Below are 17,831 nucleotides of genomic sequence, written 5' to 3'. Positions count from 1 at the left end.
CCTGGAGGCCCCATGGCCTGGTACCCCGGCGCGGTCAAGATGGAGCTCCAGCCGGAGTCCGATCAACAGCCCGCGATCACGCCCGACCAATTCATCGTCCACAGCATCATCGCGCCGTGGACGGCGAAGCGAACCTACGAGTACTGGCGCGACTCGACCAACCTGGAGTCGCACTTCGGTCTCGGCTACGAGGGCGACCTCGGCCAGTTCATCGGCACCGAGACCCGCGCGGACGCCAACTACCTGGCGAACCGCAGGCCGAACGGGCACGGCGCCGTCAGCATCGAGACGGCCAGCAACACCAGCGGCACGGACCCGTGGACGCCGGCGCAGATCGAAGAGCTGATCAAGCTCGGCGTGTGGCTGCACCAGCGACACGGGATCCCGCTGCGGATCTGCCCGGAGTGGGACGCCCCCGGCTTCGGCTACCACCGGCTGCACCCGGAGTGGGCGAAGGACGGCACCAACTGCCCCGGCGACGCCCGGGTCCGACAGTTCAAGGAGGTCGTGTTCCCGGGCATCGTCGCCCGCGCGACCGGCAAGACCCCCGCCCCCGAGGAGGACGACATGGCCATCTCCGACGACGACCTGAAGCGCATCGCTCTGGCCGTGGCCGCCTTCAAGAACCCGGACCTCGACCCGCGCGATGTCTTCCAGATCCAGCGGGACGCCTCGGCCTACGCCAAGCAGGCCGCCACCCAGACCAAGGGCCTGTCGACGACCGGTCTCACCGACGCCCAGCTCGACAAGCTCGCCGACAAGGTGGCCGACAAGCTCGCCGCCCGCCTCGCCAACTGACAGGAGCCGCATCATGTCCGACGCCGCCAAGCGCACCGCGCGCACCGTCCTCCAGACCGCCGCCGCCATCGCCGTCCTGCTGCCCGCGATCGTCGACGCGTCCGGCATCCCCGCCACCCTGCCCTGGGTCGCCGGCGCGCTCGCCGTCGCCGGCGGGCTCACCCGCATGATGGCGATCCCCGGAGTACAGGCACTGCTGCCGTCCTGGATCCGCACCACCGACACCACCGGCCGCTACGACGCGGGCCGCTCGTGACGCCCACGGAGTCAGGGCAGGTGGCTCTGGAGCTGGAGCGGATGCGGGGCATCCTCGAGACCGGGTTCGCCCGGGTGGATGGCTCGCTGGCCCTGCTGGTGCAGCGGTCGGACCAGACCGACCGGGCGCTGATCCAGCACGGCGACGACCTGAAGTCCCTGGAGAAGCGCGTCGACGCGCTCGAGGCGGACGGCAAGGCCGCAGCCACGCACGGGCCGCGGCTGGCTGCGGTGGAGAAGGTCGCCTGGACGGCGATCGGTGTGGGGCTGCTTGCGGTCCCGGCGGGCGGATGGCTGGTGTCCATCCTGGTGAAGTGACAGCACGCCCCCTCCTTCGGGAGGGGGCGGCTTCGTCATGTCCGGGGGTCAGGCATCCATGGGCTCGGCCAGGTGCGCGGCCGCGATGGAGTCGATCCGGCGCGCGAGGTCGAAGTCGGCTGCGGTCAGGCGGTGGCCGGCGTCGTGGGTGGTGATGCCGAACCGGATCCGGCCCCAGCGGAGGTCGATGTCCGCGTGGTGTCCGATCAGCCGCTCGACGTCCGCAACGTGCACGATCATGGCGACGCCACCGTGGTAGCGGATGCCGTAGCTGCGGGTGATCTCGTCGCCGTCGCGCCGCCACCCGGGCAGGGCCGCGAGCGCCTCCTCGATCTCGGCCTCCGACAACGGCAGCTTCTCGTCCGACATCAGGTCCCCTCCGTCACGGGCGCCAGGGCCTCGGCCAGGTCCCGGCCTACCGGCGCATCGTGCCACGGCCGCATCACCCGCTCCAGCGCCTCCAGCTCCCGGCGCATCCGGGCCGAGCCAGTCTCCACCGCGATCGTCGCCACCTCCCGCGCGATCTCCACCGCCTGCTCCGGCTCCCGAGCGGTGGCGGCCGCGGTGGCGTGCCGGGCCATGTAGACGCCGCGGTCCCGCCGCGCGGTCGCGGGCACGACGGCGAGCACCTGCTGCCACAGGGCGCTCGCCTCGGTGCCGAGCCCGAGCCGGCCGTAGCAGGTGGCGCGCTGCACCTCTAGGTAGCCGGGGGTGCGGCGGCAGGCGTTGCCCCAGGGGAGGTCGTCGTCGACCCGGGGCAGGAGCTGGTCGGCGGCGTCGATGAGCCGGTCGACGGCGGCTCGGTCCCGGAGGAGGCTGGCGCCGTGGGCCTGCTGCTGCATGGCCATGACCCGGATCTTCGGCACGACCTTGTCGTCGTCGAGGGCGGCCTCGCACAGGTCGATGACGCTGGCCCCGTCTCCGAGGTCGGTCCGGACCTGCGCCGAGTTGACCATGGCGTAGCCGATGAGGTGGGGGTCGCGGGCGCGGAGCGCTATCTCCTGGGTGATGCCCCGCCAGAAAGTGGCCGCACTCAGGTCGCCGGCGTCCTGGTAGAGCCAGCCGACGAGCGCGGCGTAGGCGGCGCCGACGCGGAGCAGGCCGCGGCGGGTGTCGCCGGTCGCGCTCCGGGTGAGCTTGTCGATGAGCTGGTACTGGGGGCCGAGGGTGCCGATCAAGTCGTGTGGGCCGAGCAGCATGTCGGCGCGGTAGTGCCCTTCGAGCTGGGCCTGGAAGTAGTCGACGAGCGCGGGGTCGACCTGCTGTGGGGCGAGCGGTCCAGGAACGAGAGCGGGCGCGGTGACGGCGAGGAGGGACTGCTGCTGCACGGTGGTCTCTTCGTGGTGCTCGGGCCGGATCCAGCCCGGCGGGGTGGTGAAGCCGAGGTCCTCCGGCCACCGGCCGAGCGCGTCGTGCAGGACGAGCGCGGTCTCGTCGGACGGCCAGCCGGGGCGCGGTCCCTCCCACCGGCGCCACGTCCGTGGGGACACGGCGAAGTGCCGGTCGTCGAGGAGCCGCTGTCCGTGGGCGGTGAGCGCGCCGGCGGCGGCCTCAGCGGATCTCCAGCCGACGCGGAGGCGGGCCGCGCGCAGGGCGTCGTTGCGGCTCATGCCGCCAGTGTGAGGTGTCATTGCGGTCCCTCAGGGCCGTGGCCGCGCCGTGGCCATGCGTGGCCACTCGATGGCCTACCAGTGCAGATGGGTGCCCACACATCATCGACCTACAGCCACCGGGGCGTACAGCGAACCGCAGGAATGCCCCCGACGGAGGGAGCGCCCCCATGCCTGAGCACAGCCGGCCCGATGAGATCAGGCGGCCCAGCCCGATCGGGGATCTACTCCTCCAGGACGGGCCCTCCGTGGACCGGCGCGTCGAGGACCTGGCAGCGGCTCTCGTCCGGCGCACCCTCGCGATGCGGGACCACCCTGGCGAGGACGAGTTGGCCCGCGTCACGGCGACGCTCCTCGACTACCTCGACGTCCTGGAGCGCGGCCTCCTCACGGTGCCGCCCGTGGACCTGTGCGCGCGCGGCCGCGGCGCCCTGGAGGTACTTGCCCGCCTTCGTGCGGAGGGCCCGAGCAGCAGCCCGCTGGGCACGTGGTCGTACCCCCGGCACCTCGCGCTGTGCGCCCGCGACATGCTGACGGCGATCCGCGAGCACCGGGCGGCGGCACCGTTCATCGGCCGCCCCGACCGCCCGCCCGTCGCGCCAGCCTCGCGGTGAAGGAGTGGCAGCGTCAGGCCCTGTACGTCCTGACCACCTTCGCGCTGCTGGCCGTGATCGGCATCGGCATCACGCGCTGAGCCCTGGTCGGCACCCCGCAGTCCTTAGGATGGGCGGGCCGCACCGAGAGGAAATGATCACAAATGCTCCCCGCGCGCTTTCAGCAGTTCGCCCTCGAAGTCCTGGACAAGGCGCCCGATATCCAGTTGGTTGCCCCCTGGGATCGCGGCGACCACACCACTGGCCTGCACGTCACGTTCACCACCGGGGCCCAGGTCTGGTTCGGCGTCACCACGGCGTCCCCGCCCGGCGCCAAGGGCGACGAGGACCCGGTCGTCACCGGCACCCCGCCTGCCACGGTGGATTACCCGCCCCTCTACCAGGACGGCAAGGTGTCGCCCGAGCGCGCGCAGGACTACCTCGCTGCCGCAGCCGCCAACTCGGGGCACCCCGAGGTCGCGAGCGCCTACGGCTACTCCCCCGAGAACCAGCACCCCGGATTCGGGGTCGTCTTCCACTCGGGCGCGCGGGTCCACTGTCTGTTCCACCACACCGCCCGAGCTGGACAGGGCGCCGGCGGCCGGGAGCTGCAGGCCGCCTTCTAGACCCTCCCCGGCGTTCGGCCGGGGAGCGCACATCGCACCACCGTCAGCACCGCCTACGCCAGGAGGACTGCACTGTGACCAAGCGATTCGACCCCGGCATGTGTGAGGGAAGCTGCCCCGTCTGCGGGGCCGGCGTCGGCTCCGCGCCCGGACAGCCCACGGCCATGCACCAGCGGGGCGGCACCGGCACCGAGACGTGCCCGGGGAGCGGCTCCCCGGCCGTGTAGCCAGTTCGCGGGGCCCCGGTCGACAGCTCTTCGTGGCCGGCCGGGGCTACCGCACTAGATGGGCGAGGGGGACGCCGATCACATCGGCGACCAGAAAGAGCGTGTCGAGGGTGGCCGCGGACTGGCCTTGCTCGATGCGGATGTAGGTCGACCGGTCCATGGGGACCCTGTGCGCGACTGCCTCTTGGGTGAGGTTCGCGTGCAGTCGTGCCGCCCTGATGCGGTCGCCGACCTGTCGGCGCCGATCGAGGACCCAGTCGGGTGGTGGGGCGGAGCGTGGCACGTTCTCCACGCTCACGGGACCATGATCAAAAAGCTGTAGGCCAAACCCTACATTGTGTGATCATGAAGGCATGCGATAGGAAAGCGGAGTACAGCACTCCACAGACTGGCCCTCCCAGTCCTGCCCCCCAGGCGGTCGGGAGCGGTCAGGCGGCGCCCTCGCTTCAGCGGGGGCGCTGTCACGTTCCGGCCTATCGCGGTCAGGAGCTCGGCTACTCACTCCGGGACCGGGCGCCAGCCCCGTTCCCGCGCCTGTTCCCACGGGAACAACACCCCCCATCGGGGCACCCCGAGCGACATCGAGCGACATCGAACAGCCCCGGTATGTCCGGATTCTCGGCATCGCCGCAGGTCAAAAGTGGGTAACGAAACTGGTTCGAGTCCCGTTACTCACCCTGAGGGCCGAGGCCCCGGTTCGGAAGAACCGGGGCCTCGGCCGTTCTCGTGCGCCCGCTAGGAGCAGGTGAGGGTGGGCGGGGGCGGGTTGGCACCGGTCCAGGAGGCGTTGAAGCCGAAGACCGTGGAGCCGCCGGCCGGGACCGTGCCGTTGTACGCGAGGTGCGTCGCCGTCACCGTGGTGCCGGTCTGGGTGACGCCCGCGTTCCACGCCTGGGTGACCCGCTGGCCCGCCGGGTACTCCCAGGTGACCTTCCAGCCGGTCAGCGGGGCGGTGCCGGTGTTGCGGACGGTGACCTGGCCGGTGAAGCCGCCGCCCCACTGGCTCTGCACCGCGTACGCGGCGGCGCAGCCCGCCGGGCCGGGCGGGGTGACCGGGCCCAGGGCCTCGGCGATCCCGGCGTACGCGGGCTTCGGGTTCAGGCTCTCGTCGTAGGGGGTGGCCGCGCCCTGGCCCGGGAAGAAGTCCGGGATCCAGGAGTCGGAGTCGGTGAAGCCCCAGACGGTGAGCCCGGCGCACCGGGTGACGGCCAGGCAGGCGCGGGTCACCGCCGCGTAGTCCGCCTTCTGCTGGGCGAGCTTCGCGTCGGTGGCGGGCAGGGTCATCCGGACGTCGAGCTCGGTGATCGCCACGTCGACGCCGAGCTCGGCGAAGCGCCGGAGGTTGGCCTCCAGGGTGGAGGGGACCTGGCCGAGGATCAGGTGGGCCTGGAAGCCCACTCCGTCGATCGGCACGCCCTGGGCGAGGAGCCGCTCGACCAGGGCGTACATGCCGTCGCTCTTGGCGCCGAGGCCGTCGGTCGAGTAGTCGTTGACGTAGAGGCGCGCGGCCGGGTCGGCGGCCCGGGCGGCCCGGAAGGCGTCGGCGATGTAGGACTCGCCGAGGGTGGCGCCGAAGACGGACCGCCGGAGGGTGCCGTCCTCGTTCAGGGGTTCGTTGACGACGTCCCAGTGGTCGACGCGGCCCTTGTAGCGGCCCACCTCGGTGGTGACGTGGTCGGTCATGACCGCGCGCAGGGCGTCCGGGGTCCAGGTGCCGTTCTCGACCCAGGAGGGCAGCTGGCTGTGCCAGACCAGGGTGTGGCCGCGGACCTCCTGGCCGTGCGCCTCGGCGAAGTCGACGACCCGGTCGGCGCCGGTCCAGGAGAACTGGCCGCGCACGGGTTCGACGGACCCCCACTTCATCTCGTTGCCGGGGGTGACGGAGCCGAACTGGGCGGCGGCGGTGTCGGCGTACCCTCCGGTGAGCCTCCCGCCGGTGACGGCGGTGCCGAGGTAGATCCCCCGGGCGTCGGCGAGGTCCCGCAGCGGGGCCTCGGCGGCCGAGGCGGGCCCGGCGAGGCCGAGGGCGGCGGCGAGGAGCGCCGCGCCGGCGGTCAGGCGGCGGAACACGTGGCACCTCCGAGGGTGAAGACGGCGGGTACGGGGTTGGTGCCGGTCCAGCCGCCGGTGAAGCCGAAGGAGGCGGAGCCGCCGGCGGCGACGGCGCCGTTCCAGCCGGCGTTCCTCGCGGTGACGGCGGAGCCGGTCTGGGCCGGGGTGGCGTTCCACATCTGGCCGACGGTCTGACCGGCGGGGAAGCTCCAGCCGAGGGTCCAGCCGGTCCAGGCGGCGGTGGAGGTGTTGGTGACGGTGACGTCGGCCTGGAAGCCGCCCTGCCACTGGTTGGTGATCGTGTAGGCGACCTTGCAGGCACCGGCGGGCGGGGTGCCGGGGTCGGTGCCGCCGCCGTCCCCGCCGCCGGTCTCGCTCGTGTCGCCGTAGAGGATGCCGCGCCCGTTGGTCGCCACGTAGACGCGTCCGTAGACGCGCGGGTCGCCGGTGATGGTGGCGCCGGTCCAGCCCCACTGGTGGGCGTCGTCGTTGACCCGGACCCAGGTGGCGCCGGCGTCGGTGGAGCGGAAGACGCCGCGGACGCCCCCGATCTTCGCGCTGGAGTAGAGCGCCGGGTAGGAGGCGTTCGGGGCCGCCTTGCCGAAGCCGATCGCGTCGGCCTGGTCGACGCCGGGGAGGCGGGTGAAGGTGGCGCCGCCGTCGGTGGAGTGCCAGAGGCCGTACGCGGCGTCGGGGGCTCCGCCCGCGAGCCAGATGTCGCCCTTCCGCCCCGGGACGGCCTTGAAGCGGACGTTGCCCTCGGCGGGCAGGCCGGTGGCCTTGGCGGTGAAGGTCAGGCCGCCGTCGGCGGAGGCGTAGAAGGTGCCGCCGTGGAAGCCGTAGAAGGTCTTCGGGTCGACCCGGTCGGACTCGACGACGGCGCCGGCCGGGATGCCGGCCGCCCGGGTCCAGGAGGTGCCGTGTCCGGTGGCGGCGTGGACGCCCGCGGTGCCCTCGGGGCTCCAGACGAAGCGGCTGCCGTCGGCGGCCGCGGCGACCGTGCCGCCACCGGTGACGCCCGCGGGTTCCTGTCCGGCGGACCAGTGCGCGCCGTTGTCGGTGGAGAAGGCGACCCGGGGCCCGCCGTCGAGGTGGCCGGAGCGGACGAGGACGTCCGGCTTGGTCTCGGCGTAGTCGAGACTGGTCGTCGAGGTGAAGTTCGGGGCGGTGAACATCATCGGCGGGACGGCGCCGAGGTCGGTGTGGCGGAAGCCCCCGATGTCGCCGAGGGCGCTGATCAGCGGGGCGCCGGAGGGCGGCGAGACCAGGTCGAGGACGGCGGTCTCCTCCAGGCCCTTCACCATGGGCCTGATGGTGAACTTCGCGTCCGCGTCCCACCGGGTGAGCTCGGTGGTGCCGTAGACCGTGGCGCCGGTGCCGTACAGCATGCGGTCCGAGTCGAAGGGGTCGATCTCCAGCGCCTCGGTCATCCAGCCGAGCTTGGGGGTCTGCTCGGGCGGGGTGGGGTTGCCGCCCCAGGTCAGCCAGGGCACCGAGGAGACGTCCATGGTGTAGCGGTTCGAGCGGTCGGGGTACGAGGAGTAGTCCCAGGCCCTGGTCCAGGTGGAGCCGGAGTCGGTGGAGCGGAAGATCTGGGTGTCGGGCCACCAGGAGCTGTAGGCGGAGACCATGACCGTGCCGGGGCGCTGCCGGTCGAGGGTGAGGCCGCTGAAGCCGTGGTAGGTGTCGGCCTCGGCGACGGGGCTGACGTCCTTCCACTCGCCGGTGGCGGTGGCGTAGCGGTAGACCTTGCCCTTGCCGCCGTCGTAGGGGCCCGCGGTGTCGCTGTAGGCGAGGTAGAGGTAGCCGTTCCCGGCGTCGAGGACGCCCTTGTGGGCGAGGTAGCCGGTGGGCTGGCCGGCGAGGCGGGTCCAGGTGGCGCCCGCGTCGGTGGAGCGGTAGACGGCGTTCTCCTTGTCGCCGACGCCGACGTAGATCGTCTTCGTGGCGCCGGCGCCGGCGCCGGTCCCGCTGCCGGTGGACTCGTCGAAGGTGATCCAGACGATGCCCTGCGCGTCGGAGTTGTAGCCGCTGGTGTCGGAGGGGTCCTGCCGGTAGTCGCCGGGGTTGGTGAAGGAGGTGACCTTCGCCCAGGTGGCGCCGGAGTCGGTGGAGCGCCAGAGGCCGTTGCCGCTGGGGGCGCCGAGGTAGAGGACGGAGTTCTTGTGCGGGTCGACGGCGAGGCGCTCGCCCATGCCGCGGCCGGGCATGTTGCCGCCGAGCTTGAAGGGGAGGTCGGCGCGCCGCCAGGTGGCGCCGCGGTCGGCGGAGCGCAGGACGGCGCCCGTGCCGGGGTCCCAGTCGTTGGTGTAGGTGCCGACGGCGGCGTAGACCCTGTCGGGGTCGGCGGCGTCGGAGGCGAGGGAGACGACGCCGGTGTGGCCCCAGTCGTCCCAGCCGACGTGGTCGAGGAGCGGGATCCAGGCGGAGCCGGCCTGGTCCCAGCGGTAGGCGCCGCCGATGTCGGTGCGGGCGTAGAGGAGGTTCTTCTCGGTCCGGTTGAAGACCAGGCCGGGGACGAAGCCGCCGCCGTCGATCCGGACGTTCTTCCAGGTGTACGCGGCGGAGGCCGGGGCCGGGGCGGTCTCGGCGGCGCCCGCGGGCAGGGCGCCGGCGAGGAGCCCGGCCGTGAGGGCCAGCCCCGCGAGCCCCGCGAGGAGTCGTGGTCTGCGCATGGGTATCCCGTCGGGAAGTGAAGTATGGGAGCGCTCCCACTATCCGTTTCCTGTCAGAACACGGTCAATACGCGGGACCCGTCGAAGACGTTCGACGGCCCGCCCGGCCGGGGGCCGAACGGGTGAGCCCGGCCCGGCCCCCGGCGCCGCCCCGCCGGCCGCCCCGCCCCCGCCGCCTACGGTCGGGCCCATGGGGCGGAGGAACGGGACACCACGACGGACCGGCGCCCGCCCGCGCGCCCTGGCGCTGCTGCTCGCCGCGGCCCTGCTCGGCGGCTGCGCGGACGACCCGCCGGTGCCGCCCCCGGCCGGATCCGGGGAGACCGTGGACGGAGCGGGCCGGCCGGTCACCCTCACCGTCGGGGTGTACGGGACCTTCGGGCTCAAGGAGGCCGGGCTGTACGACACGTACATGCGGCTCCACCCGGACGTCGCGGTCCGGCAGACCTCGCTCGCCCGCGCCGACGTCTACTACCCGCAGCTGCTCACCCACCTCACGGCCGGCGCCGGCCTCGCCGACGTCCAGGCCGTCGAGGTCGGGAACATCGCCGAGGTCGTCGACACCCAGGCCGGCCGGCTCGTCGACCTGGCGCACGCGCCCGGGGTGGAGGAGAACGCCTTCCTGCCCTGGAAGTGGGCGCAGGCGCGGACCGGGGACGGGCGGGTCCTGGGGCTCGGCACCGACATCGGGCCGCTGGCCGTCTGCTACCGCAAGGACCACTTCGCCGCCGCCGGGCTGCCCACCGACCGCGAGGAGGTGGGCCGGCTGTGGGCCGGGGAGTGGCGGAAGTACCTGGAGACGGGGCGGCGGTTCGCCGCGCGGGCGCCCGAGGGCGTGGCCTTCACCGACTCCGCGTCCGGGGTGATGGCCGCCGTGATCTCGGGCGCGCGGCTGCGCTACTACGACGCCGAGGGGCGGCTCGTGGTGGCGGCCAACCCGGCCGTGCGGGCCGCCTGGGACCTCGGCGCCGCGTTCGCCGAGCACGGACTGACCGCCCGCCTCCAGCAGTTCACCCCCGACTGGGACCAGGGCTTCGCGCACGGACGGTTCGCCTCGATCGCCTGCCCGGCGTGGATGCTCGGCTACATCCAGGACAAGGGCGGCCCGGACGGGAAGGGGAAGTGGGACGTCGCGAAGGCGCCCCGGCCGGGGAACTGGGGCGGCTCCTTCCTGGTCGTCCCGGCCGCCGGGAGGCACGTCGAGGAGGCGGCCGAGCTGGCGGCCTGGCTGACCGCGCCCGCGCAGCAGGCGGTGCTCTTCGAGCGGCGGGGCAGCTTCCCGAGCGCCGAGGCCGCCTTCGGCCTGCCGCAGGTCCGCGGCGCCCGCCATCCGTACTTCGGCGACGCGCCCGTCGGCCGGATCTTCTCCGCGGCGGCCATGGGGGTGCCGGTGGCTCCGGTCGGCCCCAAGGACGGCCTGGTCAACACGATCCTGTCCGACACGGGGATGCTCCAGGTCGACCAGACGGGCCGGTCGCCGGAGTCGGCGTGGCGGGCGGCGATGAAGGCCATCGACAACGCGCTGGACCGGTGAGGTGGACGGGAACGGGATGGCCGAGGACCTCGTGGAGCGGGCCCTGCCCCTGGCGCCGGGCCCCCCGGGGCCGCCGGGGACCGGGCGGCGCCGGCTCGGCCGCCTGCGGTCGCGGGCGGCGCCGTACGTGCTGGTCGCCCCCTTCTTCCTGCTCTTCGGGGCCTTCGGGCTCTTCCCGCTGGCCGCGACGGCCTGGACCTCGCTCTTCCGGGTGGAGCTGACCGCGCCGGAGGCCCGGGAGTGGGTGGGCCTGCACAACTACGCCCGGCTGCTCACCGACGACTTCTTCTGGAACGCGCTGGCGAACACGGTGCTGATCGGGGTGCTGGCGACCGTGCCGCAGCTGCTGCTCGCGCTCGGCGCGGCGCACCTGCTGGACGCCCGGCTGCGCGGGCGGCTCTTCTTCCGGGTGGCGGCACTCGCCCCGTACGCGACCTCGGTGGCGGCGGCGACGCTGGTCTTCGCCCTGTTCTACGGGCGCGACCAGGGGATGGTGAACTGGGCGATCGGGCTGGTCGGGCTCGCTCCGGTGGACTGGCAGAACGGCCCGTGGGCGTCGAAGTTCGCGGTGGCGTCGATCGTGATCTGGCGCTGGACGGGCTACAACGCCCTGATCTACCTGGCGGCGATGCAGACGATCCCGCACGAGCTCTACGAGGCGGCGGCCCTGGACGGGGCGTCCCGGTGGCGCCGGTTCCTCCACGTGACGCTGCCGGGACTGCGGCCGGCGCTGGCCTTCACGGGGCTGGTGTCGACGATCGGCGCGCTGCAGCTCTTCGGCGAACCGCTGCTCTTCAGCAGCGGGGCGGGCGCCTCGGGCGGCGCCGACCACCAGTACCAGACGCTGGGGCTCTACCTGTACGAACAGGGCTGGGTGAACCTGCACCTGGGGCGGGCGGCCGCGATCGCCTGGGCGATGCTGCTGCTCCTGGTGGTGCTCTTCGGGGCGGTGCGGCTCGCGCGGGTCGCCCGCGGCAGGAGGGCGCGGCGGTGAGCGGGCGGGCGCGGCGGGGCCGCGACCGGGGGCCGGACGCGGGGGCGGAGCCGTACGAGCGGGGCGGGTGGGGGACGTACCTGCTGCTCGGCCTGTTCACGGCGGTCTCCGTCTTCCCGCTGCTGTGGACGGCGGTCGCCGCCTCGCGGACGAGCGGGCGGCTGGCCCAGAGCCCGCCGCCGTTCCGGTTCGGCCGGAACCTGGGCCGGAACCTGTCGGTGGCCTGGGACGAGGGCGGGATGGGCGAGGCGCTGGCCAACACGGCCGTGGTGGCGGGATCGGTGGCGCTCGGCACGGTGCTCTTCTCGACGCTGGCCGGCTTCGCCTTCGCCCGGCTGCGGTTCCGCTTCCGGGGGCCGCTGCTGCTCCTGGTGGGGGCGACGCTGCTGGTGCCGCCCCAGCTCGGGGTCGTCCCGCTCTACCTGCTGATCGCCCGGCTGGGGTGGACGGACCAGCTCCAGTCGGTGGTGCTCCCCTCGCTGGTCTCCGCCTTCGGCGTCTTCTACATGCGCCAGCACCTGCTGCGGGCCCTGCCGCCCGAGCTCCTGGAGGCGGCGCGGATGGACGGGGCGGGGACGCTGCGGGTGGTGTGGCACCTGGTGCTGCCGGCGGCGCGGCCGGCGATGGCGGTGCTCGGGATGCTGTCCTTCGTGGCGGCGTGGAACGACTTCTTCTGGCCGGTCCTCGCGCTGACCCAGACGGGGAACCCGACGGTGCAGGTGGCGCTGACCGGGCTCGGGCGGGGGTACGTGCCGGACACCTCGGTGGTGATGGCGGGGGCGCTGCTCGGGACGCTGCCGCTCCTCGTGGTGCTCGCCCTCTTCGGGCGGCAGATCGTGGGCGGGGTGATGCGGGGCGCGGTGAAGGGGTGAAGGGGTGAAGGGGTGAAGGGGTGAAGGGGTGGACGGGCTCAAGGGGGACGGGGCGACGGGGCGACGGGGCCGCGGAGGGCGTTCACCCGGACGGGCGCGGCGGCGGCCCTCTGCCGATCTTGCGCTGCTAGCTTCCCCTTATGTCCGCTATGAACGATTTGCCCATCGCGTGGGCGGGGTGAGGCCGGATGGGAGTCCTGCGCGACCATCCCGAACTCGCCCTCTTCGTCTGCCTCGCCGCGGGTTACCTCCTCGGCAAGCTCCGGGTCGGCCCGATCACGCTCGGCGGCATCTGCGGGACGCTGATCGTCTCGCTGCTCATGGGCGCCTGGGCGAAGGTCACCGTCTCCGACGACGTCAAGACGATCTTCTTCGCGATCTTCATCTTCTCGCTCGGCTATCTGGCCGGGCCCCAGTTCTTCGCCAACCTCAACAGGAAGAGCCTGCGCTTCTTCACCCTCTGCATCATCGAGGTGGTCTGCGTCGTCGGCATCGCCCTCGGCCTGGCGGAGGCCTTCGACCTGGACGTCGGCACCGCCGCCGGCATCCTGGCCGGCGCCGCCACCGAGTCCGCGGTCGTCGGCACGGCCACCGAGGCCATCGGCAAGCTCTCCGACCTGACGCAGGAGCAGATCACCCAGTACCAGGGCCACGTGGCCACCGCGTACACGGTCTGCTACCTCTTCGGCCTCGTCACCATCGTGATCTACACCAGCCAGATCATGCCGATGCTGCTGCGGATCAACCTCCGCGACGCCTCCCGCGAGCTGTGGGAGAAGATGCGGGGCTCCGGCGCCGCCCTGGAGTCCGACGAGCGCGAGGCGCTGCCCAACATGGTGGGCCGCACCTTCCTCGTCACCCTCGCCGACGGCGCCAGGGTCTCCGACCTGGAGCGGCAGTTCGGCAACCGGGTCACCGTCGAGGCGGTGAAGCGGGGCGGCGAGATCCTGACCCCTCCCCCGCCCGACTTCACGCTCACCCTCTCCGACCTCGTCCTCGCGGTCGGCCGGCGGGCCAACATCATCGAGGCGGGCCGGCTCATCGGCCCCGAGACCCCCGCGGTGCCGGGCCTCGACACCCCCCTCGCCACCCAGCAGGTCTCCCTCACCGACCGGTCGGCGGCCGGCAAGTCCCTGGACACGCTGACCACCGAGCACCCGGAGATCGCCTCCGGCGGCGTCTACGTGACCGACGTGCTGCGGGGCGAGGCACACCTGCCCGCCACCCCGGAGACCGTCGTCCAGCGCGGCGACGTGCTCACCCTGGTGGGCGCCCGCGCCTCGCTCGGGAAGCTCGCCTCCAAGGTCGGCGCGATCGTCAGGAACGACTCCACCGACTTCGTCTACCTGGGTCTCGGCATCGCCTGCGGCTCGCTCCTCGGACAGGTCGTGGTGAAGTTCGGCGACGTCCCCCTGTCGCTGGGCACCGGCGGCGGCTGCCTCGTCTCCGGCCTGCTCTTCGGCTGGTACCGCTCCCGCACCCAGACCTTCGGCGCCTTCCCGCCGCAGGCCGCCACCACGCTCAAGGACATGGGCCTGGCCATCTTCATCGCCTGCACCGGCCTGGTCTCCGGCCCGCAGGCGGGACCGCTGCTCAAGGAGTACGGGGCGCTGCTGCCGTTCGCGGGCATCGCCATGGTCCTCGTCCCGGCGACGGTCTCGCTGGTCGTCGGCCGCAAGCTCCTGAAGATCGAGAAACCGCTGCTCATCGGCGCCATCGCGGGGCAGCAGTGCTCGACGCCGGCGATCACCTCGGTCACCCAGGTCGCGCAGAGCTCGGTCCCGATGCTCGGCTACACGATCACCTACACCCTCTCCAACTTCCTGCTCCCGCTGACCGGACCTCTGCTCGTCGGCATCCTCGGAGCCTGAGAGGCGGCCCCACCTCCATGATCGACTTCCTCGACCGGAACATCTTCCAGCCCCACCCCGAACTGCTGGTCTTCCTCACCGTCGCCCTCGGCTTCCTCATCGGGAAGCTGCGCTACCGGGCGATCGCCCTGGGAGCCGTCACCGGTTGCCTGGTCGCGGGCCTGCTGCTCGGCGCCCAGTTCGAGATCACCATCGACGCGACGGTGAAGAACCTCTTCTTCACCCTCTTCCTCTTCGCCCTCGGCTACAAGGTCGGCCCCCAGTTCTTCCGGGGCCTCAAGAAGGACGGACTGCCGCAGGTCGTCAACGCGATCATCGTCTGCGTCACCGGCCTGCTGGTCTCCTGGGGCTTCGCCGTGATGCTCGGGTACGGCCCCGGCCTCTCCGCCGGCCTGCTCGGCGGCGCGCTCACCCAGTCCGCCGTCATCGGCGTCGCCCAGGACGCCATCGGCAACCTCCCCGGGCTCTCCGCCGACCAGATGAAGACCGAGGAGAACCTGGTCGCCATCGGGTACGCGGTCACCTACCCGCTCGGCACCATCCTCTGCGCGATCCTCCTCGCCAACGTCCTCCCCCGGCTCTACAAGCGGGACCTGGCCGCCGAGTCCGCGCGGCTCGCCCAGGAGCTGGACGCCCCCGGTGACAACCCCGACCTCGCCGAGGGCTACTACGAGGTCGTGCTGCGCGCGTACACGATCCGGCGCCCCGACCTCGTCGGCCGCACCATCGACGACTTCGAGAAGCAGCAGCAGGAGCTCGGCCACCGCATCTACCTCACCCGGGTCCGCCGCGACGGCACGGTCCTCGACCACGACCAGCGGACCGTGCTCCGCGAGGGCGACACCGTCGCCGTCTCCGCCCTGCGCGGCTCCCTCGTCGACTTCGACGCCCGCACCCACATCGGCCCCGAGACCGACGACGTCGAACTCCTCGGCTACGAGACCGAGTCCCTCCACGTCGTCGCCTCGGACAGGGCGCAGCTCGGGAAGACCGTCGCCGAGCTGCGCCGCGAGCCCTTCATGGTCGGCGTCTACGTCGACCGGATCTACCGCTCCGGCTCCGAGTTCCCCTACCGGCTCTCCACGAAGCTGGAGCGCGGCGACACCGTGGTCCTGACCGGCCCGAAGCGCCTCGTGGACCCGGCGGGCAGGGCGATCGGCAAGCCCGTGCCGACCTCCTTCGCCACCGACATGCTCTGGGTCGGCCTCGGCGTCTTCCTCGGCGGCTGCGTCGGCATCCCGGCCCTCACCGTCTCCGGGGTGCCGATCTCGCTGTCGACCTCCGGCGGCGCGCTGATCATGGGCCTGGTCTTCGGCTGGATCCGGGGCAAGTACCCGACGTACGGCAACGTGCCGCCGGGCGCCCAGTGGTTCATGGACACCTTCGGCCTGTGCGCCTTCGTCGCCGTGGTCGGCATCAACGCCGGCCCGAGCTTCACCAGCGGCCTGTCCACGGCCGGCTGGGGGCTGCTCCTGTGGGGAGCGGTCGCCACCCTGATCCCGCTGATCGTCGGCTTCCTCGTCGGCCACTACGTCCAGAAGATCCGCTTCCCGATCCTGATGGGCGTGCTGGCCGGCGGCCAGACCACGACCGCGGCGATCGGCGCCATCAACGAACAGTCCAGGTCGCAGATCCCCACCCTCGGCTACACGATCCCCTACGCGGTGGGCAACGTGCTGCTGACCATCTGGGGCGCCGTGATCGTCATCCTCAACCACTGACCTCCGCGAAGGACACGCCATGCCCGAGACCAGCTTCACCCGCGAGGAGATCAAGTCCTTCGCCCAGCTCTCGCCGTTCGAGCTGAAGGACAAGTTCATCACCATCGCCCAGGCGGCCCAGGCCGATCGGCCCGGCCAGAAGGGCAAGTCCTCGATCCAGATGCTCAACGCCGGCCGCGGCAACCCGAACTGGACCGCCACCAGCCCCCGCGAGGCCTTCCACGCCCTCGGCTACTTCGCCATCGCCGAGTCCCGCCGGGTGTGGACCGCCGACGACCTCGGCGGCATGCCCGAACTCAAGGGCTCCGGCGCCCGCTTCGACACCTTCGCGCGGCAGCACCCGGACCTGCCCGGCATCGAGCTGCTCCAGAAGTCGGTCGAGTACGCCGTCGAGCGCTTCGGCTTCGACAAGGACGCCTTCGTCCACGAGCTCACCGACAGCTCGATCGGCGACAACTACCCGGTGCCGGACCGGATCCTCACCCACACCGAACAGGTCGTCCGCGGCTACGTCGACGACGAGATGTTCGGCGGGCGGCCGCCCGCCGGGAACGTCTCCTACTTCGCCACCGAGGGCGGCACCGCCGCCATGTGCTACGTCTTCGACTCCCTGATGAAGAACGGGATCCTGAAGAAGGGCGACCGGATCGCCCTGATGGTGCCGGTCTTCACCCCGTACATCGAGATCCCCGAGCTCGACACGTACGAGTTCGACGTGGTGCACGTCAACGCCTCCCTCTTCACCGAGACCGGCGTCCGCGAGTGGCGCTACCCCCCGGAGGAGGTCGCCAAGCTGGAGGACCCCTCGATCAAGCTGCTCTGCCTGGTCAACCCCTCCAACCCGCCCTCCCTGGCGCTCAGTCAGCGGGTCGCGAACCAGCTCAAGGAGATCGTCGCCGAGAAGAACCCGAACCTGGTGATCGTCACCGACGACGTCTACGGCACCTTCGTCCCCGGCTTCCGCTCGATCGCCGCCGACCTGCCGCAGAACACCCTGCTCGTCTACTCGTACTCGAAGCACTACGGCGCCACCGGCTGGCGGCTTGGCGTCATCGGCCTCCACGACGACAACGTCGTCGACCGGATGATCGCCGACCTGCCGGCGGCCGAGAAGGCACGGCTGGACAAGCGGTACGGGACGCTCTCCCTGGAACCGGGGAAGATCCGGTTCATCGACCGGCTGGTCGCCGACTCCCGGCAGGTCGCCCTCAACCACACCGCGGGCCTGTCGCTGCCGCAGCAGGTCATGATGACGCTCTTCTCGCTCTTCGACATGCTCCCCGAGGGCCAGGAGTACAAGGAGCGGCTGCGGTCGATCGTGGGGCAGCGGCTCGACCTCCTCCTGGAGGGCGCCCGGATGAAGATCGCCGACGACGACAAGCGGGCCGGCTACTACATCGAGCTGGACCTCCTCGCGGAGGCCGAGCGCGTCCACGGCAAGGACTTCGCCGACTTCCTGGAGAAGAACTACGAGCCCGTCGACCCGCTCTTCCGGCTCGCCGAGCAGACCGGCGTGGTCCTCCTCAACGGCGGCGGCTTCGACGGCCCCGAGTGGTCGGTCCGGGTCTCGCTGGCCAACCTGGACGACCTCGACTACCTGAAGATCGGCCACCACCTGCGGGGCATCTTCCAGGACTACGAGAACGAGTGGCGGGCCTCGCGGGACGCCTGACGCCGAACGGGGG

At 72.3% G+C, this 17,831-nt stretch carries 17 protein-coding genes; 12 read left to right on the top strand and 5 right to left on the bottom strand.

The genetic code is table 11. From position 1 onward, the window contains the following. The first annotated feature begins 12 nt into the window (after positions 1-12). Genes IE287_RS03780 through IE287_RS03770 form a run of 3 tightly spaced genes read left to right on the top strand, consistent with a single transcriptional unit; the run spans position 13 to position 1,371 of the window. Positions 13-798, top strand: a complete 786-nt coding sequence (locus tag IE287_RS03780; protein WP_229883264.1) for a peptidoglycan recognition protein family protein — start codon at positions 13-15, stop codon at positions 796-798. A gap of 13 nt (positions 799-811) precedes the next feature. Continuing rightward, positions 812-1,054, top strand: coding sequence for a hypothetical protein (locus IE287_RS03775; RefSeq protein WP_189847430.1), 243 nt, complete (start codon positions 812-814; stop codon positions 1,052-1,054). 41 nt (positions 1,055-1,095) lie between these two features. After that, a complete protein-coding gene (locus IE287_RS03770; RefSeq protein ID WP_229883290.1) occupies positions 1,096-1,371 on the top strand; it encodes a hypothetical protein in 276 nt (91 codons plus the stop codon). 48 nt (positions 1,372-1,419) lie between these two features. Here IE287_RS03770 and IE287_RS03765 read toward each other — a convergent pair whose 3' ends face one another. After that, positions 1,420-1,740, bottom strand: a complete 321-nt coding sequence (locus tag IE287_RS03765; protein ID WP_189847429.1) for a 4a-hydroxytetrahydrobiopterin dehydratase — start codon at positions 1,738-1,740, stop codon at positions 1,420-1,422. Then, on the bottom strand, positions 1,740-2,981 hold the full coding sequence (locus IE287_RS03760; RefSeq protein WP_189847428.1) for an NsdA family TPR-like regulatory protein: 1,242 nt from the start codon (positions 2,979-2,981) through the stop codon (positions 1,740-1,742). Before IE287_RS03760 ends, IE287_RS03765 begins: the two co-directional genes overlap by 1 nt. Before the next feature lie 170 nt (positions 2,982-3,151). Here IE287_RS03760 and IE287_RS03755 point away from each other — a divergent pair, with 170 nt between their 5' ends. From IE287_RS03755 to IE287_RS03745, 3 genes are all read left to right on the top strand, one after another. Further along, positions 3,152-3,595 (top strand): hypothetical protein, encoded by a 444-nt coding sequence (locus IE287_RS03755; RefSeq protein ID WP_189847427.1) that lies wholly within the window; start codon positions 3,152-3,154, stop codon positions 3,593-3,595. A 206-nt stretch (positions 3,596-3,801) separates the two neighbouring features. Continuing rightward, positions 3,802-4,200 carry a hypothetical protein gene (locus IE287_RS03750; RefSeq protein ID WP_229883263.1) on the top strand — a complete coding sequence of 133 codons (399 nt, stop codon included), beginning with the start codon at positions 3,802-3,804 and terminating at the stop codon, positions 4,198-4,200. A gap of 74 nt (positions 4,201-4,274) precedes the next feature. Next, complete coding sequence (locus tag IE287_RS03745; RefSeq protein ID WP_189847778.1) at positions 4,275-4,427, top strand: hypothetical protein; 153 nt, start codon at positions 4,275-4,277, stop codon at positions 4,425-4,427. A gap of 46 nt (positions 4,428-4,473) precedes the next feature. Here the strand turns inward: IE287_RS03745 and IE287_RS03740 are convergent, their stop codons facing one another. The 3 genes from IE287_RS03740 to IE287_RS03730 all read right to left on the bottom strand — a co-directional run bounded on the left by IE287_RS03740 (position 4,474) and on the right by IE287_RS03730 (position 9,154). Next, the gene (locus IE287_RS03740) at positions 4,474-4,725 is read right to left on the bottom strand and encodes a helix-turn-helix domain-containing protein (protein ID WP_229883262.1); all 252 of its coding nucleotides are present in this window, start codon (positions 4,723-4,725) and stop codon (positions 4,474-4,476) included. Between the two features lie 437 nt (positions 4,726-5,162). Then, a complete protein-coding gene (locus IE287_RS03735) occupies positions 5,163-6,497 on the bottom strand; it encodes a glycoside hydrolase family 10 protein (protein ID WP_189847425.1) in 1,335 nt (444 codons plus the stop codon). Next, positions 6,482-9,154: a cellulose binding domain-containing protein gene (locus IE287_RS03730; protein WP_189847424.1), complete on the bottom strand. Its 2,673-nt coding sequence runs from the start codon at positions 9,152-9,154 to the stop codon at positions 6,482-6,484. Before IE287_RS03730 ends, IE287_RS03735 begins: the two co-directional genes overlap by 16 nt. Positions 9,155-9,344: 190 nt before the next feature. Here IE287_RS03730 and IE287_RS03725 point away from each other — a divergent pair, with 190 nt between their 5' ends. From IE287_RS03725 to IE287_RS03700, 6 genes are all read left to right on the top strand, one after another. Then, positions 9,345-10,688 carry an ABC transporter substrate-binding protein gene (locus IE287_RS03725; RefSeq protein WP_189847423.1) on the top strand — a complete coding sequence of 448 codons (1,344 nt, stop codon included), beginning with the start codon at positions 9,345-9,347 and terminating at the stop codon, positions 10,686-10,688. Between the two features lie 16 nt (positions 10,689-10,704). Next, positions 10,705-11,682, top strand: a complete 978-nt coding sequence (locus tag IE287_RS03720) for a carbohydrate ABC transporter permease (RefSeq protein WP_189847422.1) — start codon at positions 10,705-10,707, stop codon at positions 11,680-11,682. Next, positions 11,679-12,554, top strand: a complete 876-nt coding sequence (locus IE287_RS03715) for a carbohydrate ABC transporter permease (RefSeq protein WP_189847421.1) — start codon at positions 11,679-11,681, stop codon at positions 12,552-12,554. Before IE287_RS03720 ends, IE287_RS03715 begins: the two co-directional genes overlap by 4 nt. 188 nt (positions 12,555-12,742) lie before the next feature. Beyond that, the gene (gene aspT / locus IE287_RS03710; protein WP_189847420.1) at positions 12,743-14,425 is read left to right on the top strand and encodes an aspartate-alanine antiporter; all 1,683 of its coding nucleotides are present in this window, start codon (positions 12,743-12,745) and stop codon (positions 14,423-14,425) included. 17 nt (positions 14,426-14,442) lie between these two features. Then, positions 14,443-16,146, top strand: a complete 1,704-nt coding sequence (gene aspT / locus IE287_RS03705; RefSeq protein ID WP_189847419.1) for an aspartate-alanine antiporter — start codon at positions 14,443-14,445, stop codon at positions 16,144-16,146. A gap of 19 nt (positions 16,147-16,165) precedes the next feature. Beyond that, the gene (locus tag IE287_RS03700; RefSeq protein WP_189847418.1) at positions 16,166-17,818 is read left to right on the top strand and encodes a bifunctional aspartate transaminase/aspartate 4-decarboxylase; all 1,653 of its coding nucleotides are present in this window, start codon (positions 16,166-16,168) and stop codon (positions 17,816-17,818) included. The last annotated feature ends 13 nt before the right edge of the window (positions 17,819-17,831 follow it).

It is taken from the genome of Streptomyces omiyaensis, from assembly GCF_014650895.1.
GTDB lineage: Bacteria > Actinomycetota > Actinomycetes > Streptomycetales > Streptomycetaceae > Streptomyces > Streptomyces omiyaensis.
The sequence above is the reverse complement of the archived record's forward strand: the minus strand, read 5'-3'. Positions and strand labels throughout refer to the sequence as shown.